The sequence below is a fragment of the Nguyenibacter vanlangensis genome (assembly GCF_038719015.1).
GTDB classification, from domain to species: Bacteria; Pseudomonadota; Alphaproteobacteria; order Acetobacterales; family Acetobacteraceae; genus Gluconacetobacter; species Gluconacetobacter vanlangensis.
On the sequence record NZ_CP152276.1, the window covers coordinates 1,207,609 to 1,224,233 of the forward strand.

Annotated in this window: 13 protein-coding genes; 4 read left to right on the forward strand and 9 right to left on the reverse strand. The window is 67.0% G+C overall.

Annotation, left to right across the window (positions count from 1 at the left end; genetic code table 11):
• Positions 1 to 126 precede the first annotated feature (126 nt).
• Positions 127 to 480: a RidA family protein gene (locus tag AAC691_RS05510; RefSeq protein ID WP_342629238.1), complete on the forward strand. Its 354-nt coding sequence runs from the start codon at positions 127 to 129 to the stop codon at positions 478 to 480.
• Positions 481 to 870: 390 nt separating this feature from the next.
• Here the strand turns inward: AAC691_RS05510 and AAC691_RS05515 are convergent, their stop codons facing one another.
• On the reverse strand, positions 871 to 1,962 hold the full coding sequence (locus AAC691_RS05515; protein ID WP_342629239.1) for a branched-chain amino acid aminotransferase: 1,092 nt from the start codon (positions 1,960 to 1,962) through the stop codon (positions 871 to 873).
• 179 nt (positions 1,963 to 2,141) lie between these two features.
• A complete protein-coding gene (locus AAC691_RS05520; protein ID WP_342629240.1) occupies positions 2,142 to 3,593 on the reverse strand; it encodes an NAD-dependent succinate-semialdehyde dehydrogenase in 1,452 nt (483 codons plus the stop codon).
• A 229-nt stretch (positions 3,594 to 3,822) separates the two neighbouring features.
• Here AAC691_RS05520 and AAC691_RS05525 point away from each other — a divergent pair, with 229 nt between their 5' ends.
• A complete protein-coding gene (locus AAC691_RS05525) occupies positions 3,823 to 4,800 on the forward strand; it encodes an MDR family oxidoreductase (RefSeq protein WP_342630158.1) in 978 nt (325 codons plus the stop codon).
• A gap of 43 nt (positions 4,801 to 4,843) precedes the next feature.
• On the opposite strand, the gene AAC691_RS05530 is transcribed toward AAC691_RS05525, so the two are convergent.
• The 7 genes from AAC691_RS05530 to AAC691_RS05560 form a co-directional block, all read right to left on the reverse strand.
• Complete coding sequence (locus AAC691_RS05530; protein WP_342629241.1) at positions 4,844 to 6,025, reverse strand: helix-turn-helix transcriptional regulator; 1,182 nt, start codon at positions 6,023 to 6,025, stop codon at positions 4,844 to 4,846.
• A 345-nt stretch (positions 6,026 to 6,370) separates the two neighbouring features.
• Positions 6,371 to 6,964, reverse strand: coding sequence for a phosphatase PAP2 family protein (locus AAC691_RS05535; RefSeq protein WP_176640613.1), 594 nt, complete (start codon positions 6,962 to 6,964; stop codon positions 6,371 to 6,373).
• A gap of 25 nt (positions 6,965 to 6,989) precedes the next feature.
• Positions 6,990 to 8,279, reverse strand: coding sequence for an acyltransferase (locus AAC691_RS05540; RefSeq protein WP_342629242.1), 1,290 nt, complete (start codon positions 8,277 to 8,279; stop codon positions 6,990 to 6,992).
• 36 nt (positions 8,280 to 8,315) lie between these two features.
• Entirely contained in the window at positions 8,316 to 9,815 is a 1,500-nt protein-coding gene (locus AAC691_RS05545) for a hypothetical protein (RefSeq protein ID WP_342629243.1), read from the reverse strand.
• Between the two features lie 52 nt (positions 9,816 to 9,867).
• Entirely contained in the window at positions 9,868 to 11,088 is a 1,221-nt protein-coding gene (locus tag AAC691_RS05550; protein ID WP_342629244.1) for a glycosyltransferase, read from the reverse strand.
• A gap of 122 nt (positions 11,089 to 11,210) precedes the next feature.
• Complete coding sequence (locus AAC691_RS05555) at positions 11,211 to 11,795, reverse strand: polysaccharide biosynthesis/export family protein (protein WP_176640188.1); 585 nt, start codon at positions 11,793 to 11,795, stop codon at positions 11,211 to 11,213.
• Between the two features lie 167 nt (positions 11,796 to 11,962).
• Positions 11,963 to 13,258, reverse strand: coding sequence for an outer membrane beta-barrel protein (locus AAC691_RS05560; RefSeq protein ID WP_218064308.1), 1,296 nt, complete (start codon positions 13,256 to 13,258; stop codon positions 11,963 to 11,965).
• Between the two features lie 776 nt (positions 13,259 to 14,034).
• On the opposite strand from AAC691_RS05560, the gene AAC691_RS05565 reads away from it, so the two are divergent.
• Complete coding sequence (locus AAC691_RS05565) at positions 14,035 to 16,284, forward strand: polysaccharide biosynthesis tyrosine autokinase (RefSeq protein ID WP_342629245.1); 2,250 nt, start codon at positions 14,035 to 14,037, stop codon at positions 16,282 to 16,284.
• 163 nt (positions 16,285 to 16,447) lie between these two features.
• Positions 16,448 to 16,624, forward strand: a complete 177-nt coding sequence (locus AAC691_RS05570) for a hypothetical protein (protein ID WP_342629246.1) — start codon at positions 16,448 to 16,450, stop codon at positions 16,622 to 16,624.
• Position 16,625: the final 1 nt, after the last annotated feature.

Here is a 16,625-nt window from a genome sequence, read left to right on the forward strand (position 1 = left end):
CGGCCAGGATCATGAAAATCTTTCATAACGAAGGACGGCGGGGGATTTTCAGCGCGGTGGCCGGTGGCTACAGCACCGGATGGTGGCCGTCCGTCATGAGGCGGCCGAGCAGGAAAGGCCCGTGACATGTCCGCCATTACCCGTTTGCAGCCCGAGACGCGCCTGACGGGCGCCGTGATCCATAACGGGCTGGTCTATCTGGCCGGCCAGGTTGCCGACGATGCGACGCTGGATGCCGAAGGGCAGACGGCCGACATTCTGGGCCAGGTCGATGCGCTGCTGGCCGAGGCCGGCACGGACAAGAGCCGGCTGATCAGCGTGCAGATCTTTCTGGCCGACATGAACGACATGGCCGGCATGAACCGGGCCTGGGACGCGTGGCTGGACCAGGCGAACAAGCCGGCGCGCGCCACCGTGGAGGCGCGGCTGGCCGACCCGCTCTGGCGGGTGGAGCTGACCGGCATCGCCGCCCTACCCTGAGAGTCCGTCCGGGACTGCGCGCTGGCGGCGGTCCGACGCGCGTTTCCTGTGCTCCGATGCTCGCGGCCATCAAGGCCGCTCCGCTTCGGTGCTCGGAAACACACGCCGGGCGCGGCCTTCCAGGCCGCTCCCGCTCACCAGCACACAGTCCCGAACGGACTCTGACGGGCTTTGAAGGGGGGGACGCGCGCTGGCGGCGGGGTCAGCCGACGCGCGTTTCCTGTGCTCCGATGCTCGCGGCCATCAAGGCCGCTCCGCTTCGGTGCTCGGAAACACACGCCGGGCGCGGCCTTCCAGGCCGCTCCCGCTCACCAGCACACAGTCCCGAACGGACTCTGACGGGCTTTGAAGGGGGGGGGCGCGCGCTGGCGGCGGGGTCCGGCGCGGGAATCAGCCGACGCGCTGTACCCAGCCGTGCGGGTCGGGTGCCTTGCCGCGCTGGATGCCGATCAGGGCGGTGCGCAGGGTTTCGGTCACCGGATCGGCGCCGTTGCCGCTGCCGATCACGATTTCGCCCCGGCGGCCGCGCAGCCGCCCGATCGGGGTGACCACGGCGGCGGTGCCGCAGGCGAAGACTTCCTTGAGCCGGCCGGCGGCGGCGTCCTGGTAGCATTGGTCGATGCTGTACGCGTCCTCACGCACCGTGAGGCCGCGGTCGCGCGCCAGGGTGAGGATGGTGTCGCGGGTGATGCCGGGCAGGATGGTCCCCAGCGGCGGCGTGACCAGCGTGCTGTCGTCCATGACGAAGAAGATGTTCATTCCGCCCATCTCTTCGATCCAGCGATGCTCGGCGGCGTCGAGGAACAGGACCTGGTCGCAGCCATGCGCCTTGGCCTCGCGCTGGGCCAGCAGGCTGGCCGCGTAATTGCCGCCGCATTTGGCGGCCCCCGTTCCGCCCGGGGCGGCGCGGGTATAATCCTCGGACACCCAGACGGTCACGGCGCCGGCGCTGAAATAGGCGCCGACGGGCGAGGCGATGACGATGAACAGATATTCCGACGAGGGCTTGACGCCCAGGAACGCCTCGGAGGCGATCATGAACGGGCGCAGGTACAGGCTGGCGTTCTCGCCCTCGGGGATCCAGTCGCGATCGGTGCGCACCAGTTCGCGCACCGCCTGGAGGAACAGCGCGTCGGGCACCGGCGCCATCGCCATGCGTTCGGCCGATTCGCGGAAGCGGCGCGCGTTGGCGTCGGGGCGGAACATCACCACCGCGCCGTCGGCCGCGCGATAGGCCTTCATGCCCTCGAAGATTTCCTGGGCGTAGTGCAGCACGGCGGCGGCAGGGTCGAGGGAGATGGGCGCCCGGGCCTCGATGGTCGGGTTGTGCCAGCCCTGCCCTTCCTTGTAGCGGACGACCGCCATGTGATCGGTGAAGACGCGGCCGAAGCCCGGATCGGCCAGCAATTCCGCGCGGCGCGCGGCCGGGGTCGGCGCGGCATGCGGCAGATGCGTGAAGCGAAACTGATCGGCGCTGTCCATGGTCCTGCTCTCTTACCACCGGGACGGGGCGCGGCGGGGCCTGTCCCGCCGCGTGGCCCCGACCTTTACATCACGTGCCGGGCCGGCACGGTTCCGACCGGCCAGACTGCGCAGATCGCGCGCGGCGTCAAGCCCAGGCCGCGTCCTGGCGCGTCATGCCGGAGGGCTGTATTCGCGCATCATGCCGACGGGCTGTACTCACGCATCGTGAAGAAGCGCGTGTCCAGGTAGGCTTCGAGCGCCTCGGTCCCGCCTTCGGACCCGTAGCCCGAATCGCCGATGCCGCCGAAGGGGACCTCGGGCAGGGCCAGGCCGAGATGATTGACCGTCAGCATGCCGGCGCGGATTTCGTCGCGCAGGCGGGCGGCGGTGCGGCCCGAGCCGGTGAAGGCGTAGGCGGCGAGGCCGTAGGGGAGACGATTCGCCTCGGCTACCGCCTGGTCCAGCGTGTCGAAGGGCGACATCAGCGCCACGGGGCCGAACGGTTCCTCGTTCATGATGCGCATGTCGGCGGTGAGGTTGGTCAGCACCGTCGGCGCGAAGAAATAGCCCGCGTTGCCGACGCGCTGGCCGCCGGTCACGATTTCGGCGCCTCGGGCGGTGGCGTCGCCGATCAGGGTTTCCATCGCCTCCACACGGCGGACATTGGCCAGCGGGCCCATCGTGGTGTCGGGACGCAATCCGTCGCCGACCTTGCGCGCCTGGGCCTGGGCGGCGAAGCGTTCGACGAAGCGGCCGAATGCCGGCCGTTCGACCAGGAAGCGCGTGGGGGAGACGCAGACCTGGCCGGCATTGCGGAATTTCGCCGCCGCCAGCGTGTCGGCCGCCTGGTCGATATCGGCGTCGGCGGAGATGATCGCGGGCCCGTGGCCGCCCAGTTCCATCGTCGCGCGCTTCATGTGCGTGCCGGCCAGGGCCGCCAGCATCTTGCCCACGGCGGTCGAGCCGGTGAACGTGACCTTGCGGATCGCCGGGTGGGCGATCAGGGTCTCGGAAATTTCGGACGGGGTGCCGTAGAGCAGGCCGATCACCCCGGGGGGCACGCCGGCATCGGCGAAGGCGCGGATCAGCGCCGCCGGCGAGGCGGGGGTTTCCTCGGCCGCCTTGACGATGATCGAGCAGCCGGTGGCCAGCGCGGCGCCGACCTTGCGCACCACCTGGTTGACCGGGAAGTTCCACGGCGAGAAGGCCGCCACCGGACCGACCGGGGTGCGGATCACCGCCTGGGTGACGCCTGTGGCGCGGGCCGGGACCAGGCGGCCATAAGCGCGACGTCCTTCCTCGGCCAGCCAGTCGATCGTGTCGGCAGCGGCCAGCAATTCGGTCCGGGCCTCGGCCACCGGCTTGCCCTGTTCCATCGTCATGATCGGGGCGATGGCCTCGGCCCGCTCGCGCAGCAGGGTCGCGGCCCGGCGCATGATCGTGTAGCGGTCGAAGACGGACATACGGCTCCAGACCGCGAAGCCGCGTTCGGCGGCGGCGGCGGCGGCGGCGAGTTCCGGCTGGCCGGCATGGGCGACGCGGCCGATCACCTGTTCGGTCGCCGGGTTCAGCACGTCGATGAAGCGGTCGTCGGCCGCCGGGGCCCATCGCCCGTCGATGAACAGCAGCGTGTCGGGATAATGGGGCATGGCGGGGCGACTCCGAAGTGCCGGGACGATCGGCCCGGCGGGGGGCCGGGTGCAATTCCGCCCGACCCTGCCCGAAGCGGCCGCGCGGGTCAAAGCCCGTGCGTGTCCGATGCATATCCCCCGATGCATATCCCCCAATGCATATCCGATGCACCGCGCGCGCGGTTGCCGCGTTCTTCCGGATCGGGTGGGATGATGCCGGGGGCGGGAACAGGGACGGAGGCGGATGATGTTCAGGGCCATCGTGATCGACAAGGACGCGAACGGGTACCATGCGGGCCTGCGCGCGCTGGAGCCGGTGCGCCTGCCGGACGGCGACGTGACGGTGCGGGTGGAATATTCGTCGCTGAACTATAAGGACGCGCTGGCGATCACCGGGCGCGCGCCCGTCGTGCGGAATTTTCCCATGGTGCCGGGCATCGACCTGGCCGGCGTCGTGACCGAATCCGACCATCCGGATTACCGCCCGGGCGACCGGGTCGTGCTGAACGGCTATGGCATCGGCGAAAGCCATTGGGGCGGGCTGTCGCAACTGGCGCGCGTGCGGGGCGACTGGCTGGTCCCCCTGCCCCGGGCGTTCAGCACCCGGCAGGCCATGGCGATCGGCACCGCGGGCTATACCGCCATGCTGTGCGTGCTGGCGCTGGAGCGCCAGGGGCTGACGCCGGGGTCGGGCGACGTGGTGGTGACGGGGGCGTCGGGCGGGGTCGGCGGGGTTGCCGTGGCGCTGCTGACCCGGCTGGGCTATCGCGTCGTCGCGGTAACGGGGCGGCCGGAGGAGGATGCCTATCTGCGCGGCCTGGGCGCGCGCGACATCCTGGACCGCGCCAGCCTGTCGCATCCCTGCCGGCCGCTGGAGAAGGCGCGCTGGGCCGGGGCGGTGGACGTGGCCGGCGGCCAGGTGCTGGCGAGCATCTGCGCGGGGATGCAATATCGCGGCGTGGTCACGGCCTGCGGGCTGGCGGGGGGCATGGCCTTTCCGACCACGGTCGCGCCCTTCATCCTGCGCGGCGTCACCCTGGTGGGGATCGACAGCGTGATGTGTCCGCGCCCCGACCGTATCGCGGCCTGGCGGCGCCTGGCGCAGGACCTGGACCCGGCCGAGCTGGAGACCATGACGCAGGACATCGCGCTGTCCGACGCGATCCCGGCCGCGACGGACCTGCTGGAAGGGCGGATCCGCGGCCGGGTCGTCGTCTCGCTGTAGGCGGGACGCCGTAAGCGAGGCGCTGTGGGGAGGGCGGCGCGGTTTACTCCGCCTGGTGGCTCGGCCCGGGACGGCCGGCGGCGCGGTCGGGCGCGATCGGGGCGGGGCCCGTTGCGCCGCGCTGCATTTCGCGGGGCGTGACGCCGTAGAATTTGCGGAACATGCGGTTGAAGGTGCGGATGTCGCTGACCCCGCAGCGTGCGGCGACGCTGGCCACCGTCATGCCCGGCACCTCGATGAGCAATTGCCGGGCCCGCTGCAGGCGCGCCCGGCGGATCGTATCGGCCACCGCGCCGTCATGGTCGGCGAAGGCGCGATAGATGGTGGCGCGCGAACAGCCCAGCACGCGGGCGATATGCATCACGTCCAGATGCGGCATGGCGATGTTCTGGTCGATGTAGCGCAGGGTCGATTGCCGCAGCATGTCCAGGCGCGGCCTGGTTTCAGCCGCGCCGTCCGTGCTGGGGATCTGTCCCAATATGGTCAGGATCAGGTCGAACAGGGAATGCAGCACGGCCGATTGCTCGCTGACCGACATGCGCCCCGACTGGCGGGCCAGCAGCAGCATCTGTCCGCGCAGGAGCGGCGCCAGGCGGCTGCCGTTCAGGGCCTGGGCCATCGCTTGCGACGAGGGCCATTCGTGGCCCAGCACCGCGGTGGGCCGCTCGGTGCTCATCGTCACGCTGACGGCCTTGTGGTCGGTCCAGCGGAACCGCACGACCTCGCGCCGGTCATAGACGAAGAAATTGCCCGCCTGGGTCACCGTCTCGGTGCCGTCGATGTGGATGTCGCGGCGTTCGCCCTTGAGGATCAGGCCGAAGGAGATATCGCCGTCGCGCGACACGCCGGGCCGCGCGCGCCCCGCGCAGGCCGTGGCGCGATAGGCGAAGAAGGCGCCACCCGGATCGAAGATGCTGCGGGAGCGGGCCGAGAACGTGTCCGCCCCGGCGCCGGTCCGGACCGCGCCCAGGTTGCTGCCCTGATTGCTGCCCTGGGGGTTGCTGCCTTGGGCTTCATCCACCACGTCGCGGCCGAGGAAGGCGTAATTGCTCCAGAACGCCAGGCGGTCGGCGGGCGGATGGAACGCCGTGCTGACATCCAGCCTGACCGTCTCTTTGGGAAAGCCGAAATCAGGCTGCCATTTCCCGCGATCCGGCCGCCATGACCACGTATGCTGATTCCAGTTCCACGACAGGTCAGCGTGACCCTTCCCTGAAAATATCATCTGTTTGCCTTAAATTCGTTCCACGTAACGCTTGATACGAAATGACTGTCTGAATCCGCGGCAAAAACTGCCGGGTAATATCGTTCTTTGAAAAATCAACACATTTCCGGCACAATTAAGGCGAAATAAACGATTTCATATCCCTGCTTCAGAAACGAAGTCAATCATCAATATTTTCTACGAAACGGGAACTTCCGAGATATTCTGAAGTTCCCGGAACCTTTGCGTTTTATCTCAAAATATCCGGATTGTTCATGGTTAGAATATTTTTAACTATAGAAAATCAGTATCTTTGCTTTGTGCAAACGGAACGGATCGTCCGGGATCGTCCGCGCGCGCCGCGGCTCAGGCGGGCTGGATCAGGTCGGGATGCGGACGGCAGAGCAGCGGCCCCACCGCGATATGGGAAATCCGTTCCACCTGCTGTTCCACGGCCGCATGATGGCCGTGGAACACGGCGACGACGCACAGGACGACCGCCAGGACGCCCAGAGTCGGCCCGGCCGTGAACCGTGGCGGCGACCCCGCCAGGCGATAGAGGAACGCCGTCGCCATCGTGCCCAGGATGCCGGCCACCAGGACCTCGGCCACCGTGTGGCAGCCGCAGGCGATGCGTGATACGCCCAGCAGGCCCGCGATGCCGGCGGTGGCCAGCATCAGGACCGACCGCCGGATGTCCAGCAGGCCCAGCAATCCCCCATAGACGACGGTGCCGGCCATGGTGTGGCCGCTGGGGCTGTAGAGCACGCGGTGCGCGCCCGGCCCGCAGGCCTCGAACCCCAGTTTCAGGACCAGGATCAGGGCCGAGCCGCCGCCCGTCACGAGGCACCAGGCCAGCGCGAAGCGCCAGCGCCGCAGCAGAAGCAGGGTCAGGAGCACCGCGACCTGGAGGGGAATGATGACGTCCTGGTCGGCGAAATCGGTTATGAAATGCATCATTCTGAGACAGTCACGATCGAGGCCGTCATTTCGACATGTTGGGTGCCTGCGGCACCGCGATCACCGGCGTGCGGCGCGGCGCGCGTGCCAGCCGGCGGCCCAGGGCGATGGATGGTTCCTCGATCCAGCGATAGCTGAGCGCGGCCACGGCCAGGGCCAGGGGGATGACGAGCCCGAGAATGGCCGGCAGCGGCAGATAGGCGTGGAGCGCGTGGACCGCCGCCATCAGCACGACCATGTGCGTCAGATACAGGCTGTAGGAGACGGTGCCCAGCCATTGCAGCGGCCTGGCCGCCAGAACGCGCCGGCAGATATCGCTGTACAGGGCCATGAAGATGATCGCGGCCGCCGCGCCGCCCACCATGACCTGCCAGAACATGAGGGAGACCAGGCCGGCGAGTACCTGCGGCCTGACGAACGGCACGGACGGCAGCGCCGCGGTCAGCCATAATGCGGCCCGATGAGCCAGCGCGAAGCCAAGGATTGCGAACAGGGCCGCGGCGCAGCGCCGCGCGACCGACATGGACTGGTACAGGCTGTGCAGCATCTCGCGCTTTTCATACAACATGATGCCGGCGGCGAAGACGGGGAGATAGGCCAGCGTGCCGCAGATGCTGCTGCTGAAGGATTGCGGCATGGTCTCGCCGCGCTGGCTGAGGATCAGGCAGGCCGGGAGATAGAGCGCCGCCACCACGGCGAGGCCGGCGGCCCGATGGCGGGTCACGGCGAAATACAGCAGCGGAAAGATGAGGGAAATCCGCATTTCGACGACCAGGGACCACATGGGCGGGTCGAGACTTTGCAGCGGCGGCGTGCCGACCATCGCCAGATGGCCGAGCAGAAGCATCGCCGACGGGAATTCGGACCATTGCTCGGCATTGAACCAGACACTGACGTCGGGGAGCGACGTGGGCTGGACAATCCGCCAGGCCAGGGCGGACAGCATGATGACGACGGCGAAGGGGATGTAGATGCGGCAGATCCGCCGGATCACGAAGCGCCCGTACCCGCCGAAGCGTCCGCCCGAGAGCGACAGCGCGAGGACATAGCCGCTGAGGACGAAGAACAGGAGGACGCAGGCCGGCCCCAGCACGAGCAGATGCAGCGGCGTGTAATGCAGCAGGAAGCCGGGACGGAGATAGCGGGGAAGTGAGGCGGGCTGGTCGGCGCTCTGCCAACTGGCCGGCATCGTCAGCGAGCAATGGTAGATGAGCACGATGAAGGCCGCCACGCCGCGAACGGAGTCGAGTTGCACGCTGCGTCGAACGTCGGGGCGTCGAATGTCGGGGCGCTGTATGTCGGGCTTTCCTGCCATCGTCTTGATACCTCGTGCCAATTTCGTAACGCCGGCTCATGCCCTCTTGATGTCGATGCCGTAGCGGCGGAAGGCGACGGCGCCGCCCAGGCCGGGCTCCATTTCCGGCTGCGGCGTCCGCGCGCCCTGCATCGCGAAGGCCCGCGCGTCCGCGGCGCCGATCCGGGCCCTGAAGACCGTGATCCGCGCGGTTGCCGCGATCACCATGGCCATCAGCAGGTAGAAATCCGCCGTGCCGATGGTCGGGCCGGAGAACAGGGCGGCGATCATGCGGCCGCTCAATGCCGGCAGGCAGCCGTCGATCACCAGCCGCTCGGGGCATGGCGGCACCACGCGGCGCGCCGCCATGGCGCCGCGCAGCAGGCACCAGTCGAAGACCAGCAGGCCGACCACGCCCACCACGCCCACGGTCGAGAGCAGGCTGGGCACCAGGCTGGAGGCCCGCACGCTGCCCCATCCGGCGCCGAGGCCGTAGGTCTGCGCGGCCACCGTCAGCGCGTCGGTGTCGGCCATGGAGCGTTCCTTGTAGGATTGGGAATCGCCCTTGTTCTCGGTCGACTCGATGACGATCTGCGCCGCGGGGACGACGTTGGGTGCCACCGCGGCGACGATCAGCACGCCGAAGCAGGCAACGGCGGTGCCGATGATGGCCAGCCGCACGACCCGCCCCGCCAGGCGCAGCGATCCCGTCGCCATCGCGGCCAGGGGCAGCAGGCACAGCCCCACCGCCACGGTGGCGAAGCCCGTGGTGGAGGTGGTGAAGAGCAGCCCAACGGCGGAGGCGGGCAGCAGCAGCCGCGCCATCGGCAGCCGGTAGCCCTGCAGCACCACCCAGGTCGTCGAATACAATATGCCCGACAGGAAGCTGGCGCAGGCCGCGGGTTCGGAAAACGAGGCGTTGATGCGCGGCACCGGTCCGGCCATCTGGCCGCTGAGGATCGACCAGCCGGGATTGGAGTAGAGCACGTCGTCCGGAAAGGGGACGCCGGCCAGGCGGTGCGCCATCTGCCAGACGCAGAGCCCGAACACCACCCAGCCGGTCCACAGATAGGCGCGATAGAGCCGGTCGATCCGGATGTCGGGGCGGGTCAGGTAGCCCGCCGCCAGAACCATCAGCGCGACGTCGAGCACCAGGTACAGGTCCTGGCTGATATTGCCGAAATTGGGCGCGAGCAGCACCTGCGCGGCCACGCCGTCATTCTTCTGCGGCCAGACCCAGACCCTGTCCATGAACAGGCGCGGCATGACCAGCGAGCCCACCACGGCCCATGCGGTCGTCAGCACGAACGGCATGTACAAGGCGCGCGCGGCCGTGTCGCCGGGATAGCGCACCCCCAGCAGGCGCTGCATCCCCGCATAGGTCATGAAGGCGAGCGCCGGCACCAGCGCCGGCTGCACCCCCAGCCCGCCGAAGACCACCGCGGCCCCCGCGGGAAAGGCGCCCGCCAGCAGGAGAAGCGCGAGGAGGCCGGCCGGCCGCCTGAGCAGGAGGAGGCAGAGCGGCATCAACACCAGACCGATGACAGGGACAGACACGACAATCGCCCTCCGGGACAGCCATCAACACGCCGACGCGCCAAGCGCGCGGTCAGGAATAAGCGGCGTCATACGGCGCGGGTTGCACGGGATTCGCCATGTCGGACATCGATCGGCCGACCAGCGCGCGGAAGGCGTCGCGAAACGATTCCTCGGAAAAGCGCAGGGCATTGGCCCGGCAGAGTTCCGGCGTCATCAACGGTTCCAGGGCCACGAAGCGCGCGACGGCATCGGCGATGGAGTCCGGCGTCTGCCGGTCGAACAGCAGGCCGGTGGGGCCGCCCGGGTCGTCGGCGCCGCGCACGATGTCGAGCGCGCCGCCGCGGCCGAAGGCGATCACCGGCGTTCCGCAGGCCTGGGCCTCGACCGTCGCGATGCCGAAATCCTCCTCGGCCGCGAAGACGCAGGCGCGCGCGGACTGCATCTGCTGCAGCAATTCCTCACGCGGGAGCTTGCCGCGCAGGACGATGTTCGCGGCCCCCTGCGCGAGGGCCGATACGGCATCCCATTCCGGCCCGTCGCCCACCACCACCAGCTTGTGCTGCGGCATGAGCCGGAAAGCCTGGATCACGAGATCGACCCGCTTGTAGGGCACCAGGCGCGACACGACCACGAAGGAGTCGCGCGGGCCGTCCTTGGGCTGGAAGCGCGCGACGTCGACCGGCGGGTAGATGACCAGGGCGTCGCGCCGGTAGACCTTGCGGATCCGGCGCTGGATATAGCTGGAATTGGCGACGAACACGTCGACGCCGGCGGCCGAGCGCACGTCCCAGTTGCGCAGCCGGTGCAGCAGCCAGCGCGCGAAGAGGCCCTTGGGGCCGCGATCCAGGCCGGTCTGCCGGAGATATTGCGCCTGCATGTCCCAGGCGTAGCGCAGCGGGGAATGGACATAGGAGATATGGAGCTGGTCCGGGCCGGTGATCACCCCCTTGGCCACCGCGTGATTGCTGGAAATGACCAGGTCGAACCCCGACAGATCGAGCTGTTCGACCGCGAGCGGCATCAGGCCGATATAATTCCTGAACCGCTTGCGGGCGAAGGGCAGGCGCTGGATGAACGTGGTCGTGACCTTGCGGCCCTGCAGCATGCCGCGTTCGCCAGGCGGCAGGAAATCGACCACGGCGAACAGTTCGGCCTGCGGAAAGAGCAGCAGCAATTGCTGGACGACGCGCTCGGAGCCCGCGACCGTGTCCAGCCATTCATGGACGATCGCGACCTTCGGCGCAGGGTACGGCACGGATGCGACGGATGGTTCAGGCTGCACGACGGTCATAATATCCTCCAGCACCCGAGGCGGGCCGCGCCGGCGACGGAACCGGCGACGGAATCTGAAATGGCGTCATTGAAAATATCGTTATAAAAAAACGTCAAAAAAATAGCGCAATCAGGCCGTCATCAGAAATGGCGTTCGAAAATCTTGATGACGTCGCCCGGCTTTACGTAATCCTGCGGCGAGATGCGGCCGACCACGGTATGGTCGCCGACCTGGCGCACCACGTAGGCGCGCCCCTGTACCGCGCGATAGGTGAACCCGCCCGCGGCCGCGACGGCCGTCAGCATGGTCATGAAGGGCTGGTACGGGTACTGGCCGGGCCGCGCGACCTCGCCCAGGATCGAGACCATGCGGTAGGACGTGATCTCGACCGACACGTTGGGGTTGCGCACCATCTGGGCCTTTTCCAGCGCGGCGCCGACTTCCTTGGCGAATTCCGACGTCGTCAGCCCCTGGGCCTGGAGGGGGCCGGCCAGGGGGAAGGCCACCTTGCCGTTGCTGTCGACCCTGAAATCCGAGGTGAGCTGGTCATGCCCGTAGGTGATGACACGGATTTCGTCGTCCACGCCCATGCGGTACTGGTTCGGGTCGTAGGACGGAACCGGCGTCAGGTCCGACCCGGGCGCGCAACTGCTCAGCATGACCGCCAATCCGAGAAGGACGATCGGACCGGCGGACCGGCTGCGGTTGAAACTGGTCGTCAGCATTCCTTGTATGCTCCCGTATCTTGGACCCCGTGCCCGCGGGTCCGATCATTGTCCATATGCATCTACGCACCATGCATCCACGCACCGCCGCCGGAGGCCCGTTCCGACCGAAAAACGACCTGGTGTCCCCGTCCCGAAATACGCATGCGGATTTCGGGGCGGGGGCACTAGAGCGCGAAACTGAGACCGATCATGAAATTATGATCGGACACGACGGCGTAGTCGGAAGAGTTCTGGCTGGTGAAGTTATAGTTGAACGTCATGGAGACATGACGGTTCAGCAACCATTGCGCGCCGGCGCCGGCATCGAAGATGAGCTGCTGCGACTGGATCGTCCGCAGGATCGTATTGTCCAGCGCCTCGGGCGTGCGGGCATAATCCGCCCGCTGGATGCCCCCGTGCGCCGTCAGCACCAGGTTACGGTTGTAATAATGCCGCACCGTGAGTTCGGCGGTGGTGTAGGTGAATCCAACCACGTTTTCGTAGCCGCCATCCTCGATCCCGTTGCGGACGGCCAGGGACAGCATCGTCAGCCGCGTCGGGTTCCAGCCCAGTTCGAGTTCGGCGATCGGCGAGTTGATCGTGCCGTAGAAGCCGGAGTGATAGAGGCGCGTCTGATAGCCGACCAGCGCCCGGGCCCGGAATGGTCCGGTCAGGCCGAAATCCAGGCCCGTCATGGCGATCAGGCCGCTGGAATCGCGCGACGGCAGTCCGGCGACCATATTGTTGACGTAATGGATTTCGGTGCCCTGGAGCACCACCAGGACCTGCCGTTCGGGCGTCAGCTCGTACCGGGCGGTCACGCCCTCATTGACCATGACGCGGTTGCGGTAGCTCTGGTCCGTGAAGAGGTTGCCGTTGTTGGTCGGCTGGCCGAAATCGTAAAATCCGATCTGGGCCTGCGGGATGAAGCTGAAGCGGCCGTGGGTGAGCAGCGTGTAGCTGAGCCCCGCATTGTCGAATTCATACTGAATCGGCACGCTGAAGAGCTGGGCGCCGAGATCCATCGGGGTCTGGACCAGGGAGAGATGCGTGTAGGTGAAGCCGAGCTGGTCATGGCCGAAATTATGGACGCCGCCCAGCGTCGCCGTCCAGTTCGTCCGGTTCTGGATCGATTGGGACGGGAAACGGTAATCGGCGACGTTCATCTCGGCATGGAGCTGGTCGTTCGTCCATTGCGCGACGGCCGCGAGGTCGCCGCTGGACATGATGACCGGGCTGCCCTTGCCATTGAGCAGGCGATCGACGTTGTTGTCATAGCCGAAGGATTCGGCCGCGGTGGCATCGATACGGACCGGGCCGTACACCACGCCCAGCGGCGCGTATCGTTCGAGCGCCTGGACCTGGGCCGGTTCGGTTTCGATGGTTCCCAGACCGGCGCCGAGGGGCGGGAGGTACGTGTCCAGGACCTGCGCAGACGCGACGTCCGGCAGAAGCAGGGGGGCGATGACAATCAAACCCAAACCGAAAGTTAAGGGTGTGCGCACCGGAGACCTTACTTATAAGAGTATGACGGGAATATTTCGGATAAAGCGAGTTCGTTAAAATAATCTTCCTGATCATTGTCAACAGCTATCTTGATACGGCGTATTGCTTTTTCGCCAGACAATTCCCGCCTTCCGCGCTTGGCCGAGGCTTCACATATTGGTGACACGATCGGGCCGCGCTGTGGAATGTTTTTTTGCACTTTTTTTCTCATGAAAACGGGAACTCTGATACATTTCCTGCGTAACGCCCGTGATCGACCGGGTGTCGATTGGTTTTTCCACACATTTTACGCCATATTTCCGCCAATCATTTCCTCTATATTGACTTCTTATTCCATTTTTCTCTATTCGCATCGTATATTTTCATTGACAGGGTGGGCCCGGCGCATGTCGGCATGGACATTCAGTATCGATATCGGACCGCCGACCACGCCCGGCGCCCCGGAATGCGGCCATGCGCCGTCGGCGCGCGCGGGTGGCCCTGCGGACTATTTGTCGCGGGAGGATGGAACCCGGTGCCCGTTCATTCGTCGAGAGCGCAGGCGATAAGGACGGCGGATGCCGCGTGACCTTCGTCGTCATGATTCGGGCGGCGTCATGATCCGGGCCTTCGTCTCGATTTGGGCCGGTGACACGCAGGTACATGGCGCGCAGGCCACCGGGTTTTCGGTCCTGTTTTTGTAATGAAACGAATTTTCGGTTTGAGCGGCGCACTGCCGACACCCATTTCAGCCTGACGCGAGGATCGCGCCATGAACCAGTTGCAACTGCCCCCCCTCAATGGTCCGCTGCATGGCGGTGCGCTCGGCGGGATGCCGTCGGGCGCCACCGAAGCGCAGCCGTCTGCGGCGCGGATCTTCAGCATGATCGGTCGCCATCGCCTGGCGGTGGCGCTGGTCACGCTGGGCCTTGGCGCCCCCGCCATCACCGGTATCGCGCTGCTGAAACCGTACTATACGGCGACGACGATGCTGATGATCGGCACGCGCGGTTCGTCGTTCCGCGACCTGCAGGCCACGGTCTCGGCGCCCGACATCGACACGATCGCGGTCAATACGCAGGTCGACGTCCTGCGCAGCCCGGCGATCGCGCGGACCGTGGTGGACCGTCTGGACCTGCTGCACGATCCGGAATTCACCAGCCTGCTCGATACCGTTCCCCTTAAGCAACGGATCATGGACGAGATCTATACGCTGCTGGGCAGTCCGCCCAAGGCGATGCCGCCCCTGACGCCGGAGCAGCGCGCGCAGGCCCTGGCGCTGATCCTGGCCGGCAAGGTGACCATCCTGAACGATGGCCGCTCTTACATGATCAAGATCACGGCGAAGACGGGCAATCCGGTGACGAGTGCGCGGATCGCCAATGCATATGCGGATTCGTATCTCGATTTCCGCCGGCACCTGAAGGTTGCCGCGACCTGGCAGGCGAATGCGCTGCTGGACGAGCAGATCGTCCCCCTGCGCGAGCGCCTGCGCAAGGCGGAACAGGCGGTCGAGCAGTTCCGCGAACGCAACGGGCTGATCACCGCGCGGCTGGATCACCAGCCCGGCACCGCCGAGGCCGAGGCGCCGACCGTCGCCGACGAGCAATTGCAGCGCATGAACCAGGAACTGGTCACCGCGCAGGCCGACCTGGAGATGAAGCGGGCACGCTATTCGGAAGTGCAGAACGCGATTCGCACCGGGACGGTGGGCAGCCTGCCCGACGTGGTGTCCGCGCCGCTGATCCAGCAATTGCAGGGCCAGGAGGCGCAGTTGAGCAGCCGCGTGTCCAGCCTGAGCCAGACCGCGCTGGGGGCCAACCCCGACCTGCAGGCGGCCGAGGCGGGCGCGGCGCAGGTACGGCGCGAGATCGGCGCGGTGACGGGGCGCATCGCCGCCAGCGTGACGAAGGACCTGAGCGGGGCGGAGGCGCGCGTGGCGGCGCTGTCCCGCGCCGTGGCCAACCTGCAGCGCCAGGTCAGCAGCGAAAACCAGGCGGACGTCACCCTGCAGCAATTGGAGAGCGAGGCCAATGCGGCGCGCGTCGTCTACCAGGATTATCTGGGCCGGTTCGCCCAGACCTCGACGCAGGCGCAATTGCAGGAACCGGAAGCGGAACTGATTTCGCGCGCCGCGGTGCCGCTGGGCGTTTCCGGGCCGCCGCGCACGCAGTACGGGGCGATCGCGGTGGTCTTCTCGGTGCTGGCCGGCATCGGGAGCGCCCTGCTGATCGATCGCGCCCGTGGCGGAATCCGCAGCACGTCGCAGCTCGATTCGGTTCCGGGCCTGTTCACGCTGGGCATGGTGCCGACCTTCAGCGGCGCCCTGGCGCAGCATTATCGTTCCGTCCCGACATCGTCGATCTATGTCGAGACGGTCGAGGCCATTCGCAGCATCCTGAGCTTCGGGCATAGCCGTTTCCGTGCCAAGGTGGTGCTGGTGACGTCGGCCAGGCCCGGCGAGGGCAAGACGACCTTTGCCGTCTCGCTGGCCGCCAATGCGGGCCGGGCCATGCAGCGCGCGCTGGTCATCGACTGCGACACGCGCAATCCGTCGGCCGCCGCCATCGTGAGCCGGACGGACCGGACGGATCGGACCGCCAACAGCCGCCTGCCGGCCCATATCGGCAAGGACGGCCTGCTGCGCGAAGTCCTGCCGGGGGTCGATATCCTGACGGTCCGGCCGGCCTCGGGCCGCAACAACGCGATGGTGTCGCCGCTGGAACTCAACCGGATCCTGGCGCAGTTTTCCGGGCATTACGACATGATCGTGGTCGATACGCCGCCGGTGCTGGCATTCCCCGACGCCCCCGTCCTGGCGCAGCAGACCGACGGCGTGGTGATGGTGGTCAAATGGGGGCTGACCGACCAGGGCGAGGTGAACGAGGCGATGCGGATCCTGCATGCCTATGACGCGCGCGTGCTGGGCGGCGTGCTGACGCAGGTCGTGCCGCGCGACCTGGATGTCGCGGAGCGGCGGCAAATGGCAACCTATCGTCAATATTATCTTGCTACGTCATGATGAAACCCGATCGCCACGGACATCATCCGGCCACGGACCAAGGACATATTTGCCCCGAAACGATCACAGGGCCTGCCGGAAACGGTGAGCGGGCGGGCACTCCCCTGCCCCCGCATCATCATCCACGGCACGCCGAACAGGTTACCGAACAGGTTCTTGTCCCATGCAGTCTGCGTTTGTTTTCCACGATTCCGTTCCCCGCCGCATCGGATGCAGCGGGCGCGAGGCCGCCAGAGAAATCGCTGGAGAAATCGCCGGGGAAATCACCGGAGTCCGCGTCGATAATTTCCATATCGATCCGGCAGCGATCCTGATCCATCAGGCGGAAGAGGCGGTCTGAC

What these genes read in the sequence shown, in the direction of transcription:
- AAC691_RS05565 (WP_342629245.1), top strand. Translation starts at nt 14,035, where the DNA reads ATGAACCAGTTGCAACTGCCCCCCCTCAATGGTCCGCTGCATGGCGGT.
- AAC691_RS05555 (WP_176640188.1), bottom strand. Translation starts at nt 11,795, where the DNA reads ATGCTGACGACCAGTTTCAACCGCAGCCGGTCCGCCGGTCCGATCGTC.
- AAC691_RS05530 (WP_342629241.1), bottom strand. Translation starts at nt 6,025, where the DNA reads ATGATATTTTCAGGGAAGGGTCACGCTGACCTGTCGTGGAACTGGAAT.
- AAC691_RS05540 (WP_342629242.1), bottom strand. Translation starts at nt 8,279, where the DNA reads ATGGCAGGAAAGCCCGACATACAGCGCCCCGACATTCGACGCCCCGAC.
- AAC691_RS05535 (WP_176640613.1), bottom strand. Translation starts at nt 6,964, where the DNA reads ATGATGCATTTCATAACCGATTTCGCCGACCAGGACGTCATCATTCCC.
- AAC691_RS05520 (WP_342629240.1), bottom strand. Translation starts at nt 3,593, where the DNA reads ATGCCCCATTATCCCGACACGCTGCTGTTCATCGACGGGCGATGGGCC.
- AAC691_RS05525 (WP_342630158.1), top strand. Translation starts at nt 3,823, where the DNA reads ATGTTCAGGGCCATCGTGATCGACAAGGACGCGAACGGGTACCATGCG.
- AAC691_RS05515 (WP_342629239.1), bottom strand. Translation starts at nt 1,962, where the DNA reads ATGGACAGCGCCGATCAGTTTCGCTTCACGCATCTGCCGCATGCCGCG.
- AAC691_RS05570 (WP_342629246.1), top strand. Translation starts at nt 16,448, where the DNA reads ATGCAGTCTGCGTTTGTTTTCCACGATTCCGTTCCCCGCCGCATCGGA.
- AAC691_RS05510 (WP_342629238.1), top strand. Translation starts at nt 127, where the DNA reads ATGTCCGCCATTACCCGTTTGCAGCCCGAGACGCGCCTGACGGGCGCC.
- AAC691_RS05550 (WP_342629244.1), bottom strand. Translation starts at nt 11,088, where the DNA reads ATGACCGTCGTGCAGCCTGAACCATCCGTCGCATCCGTGCCGTACCCT.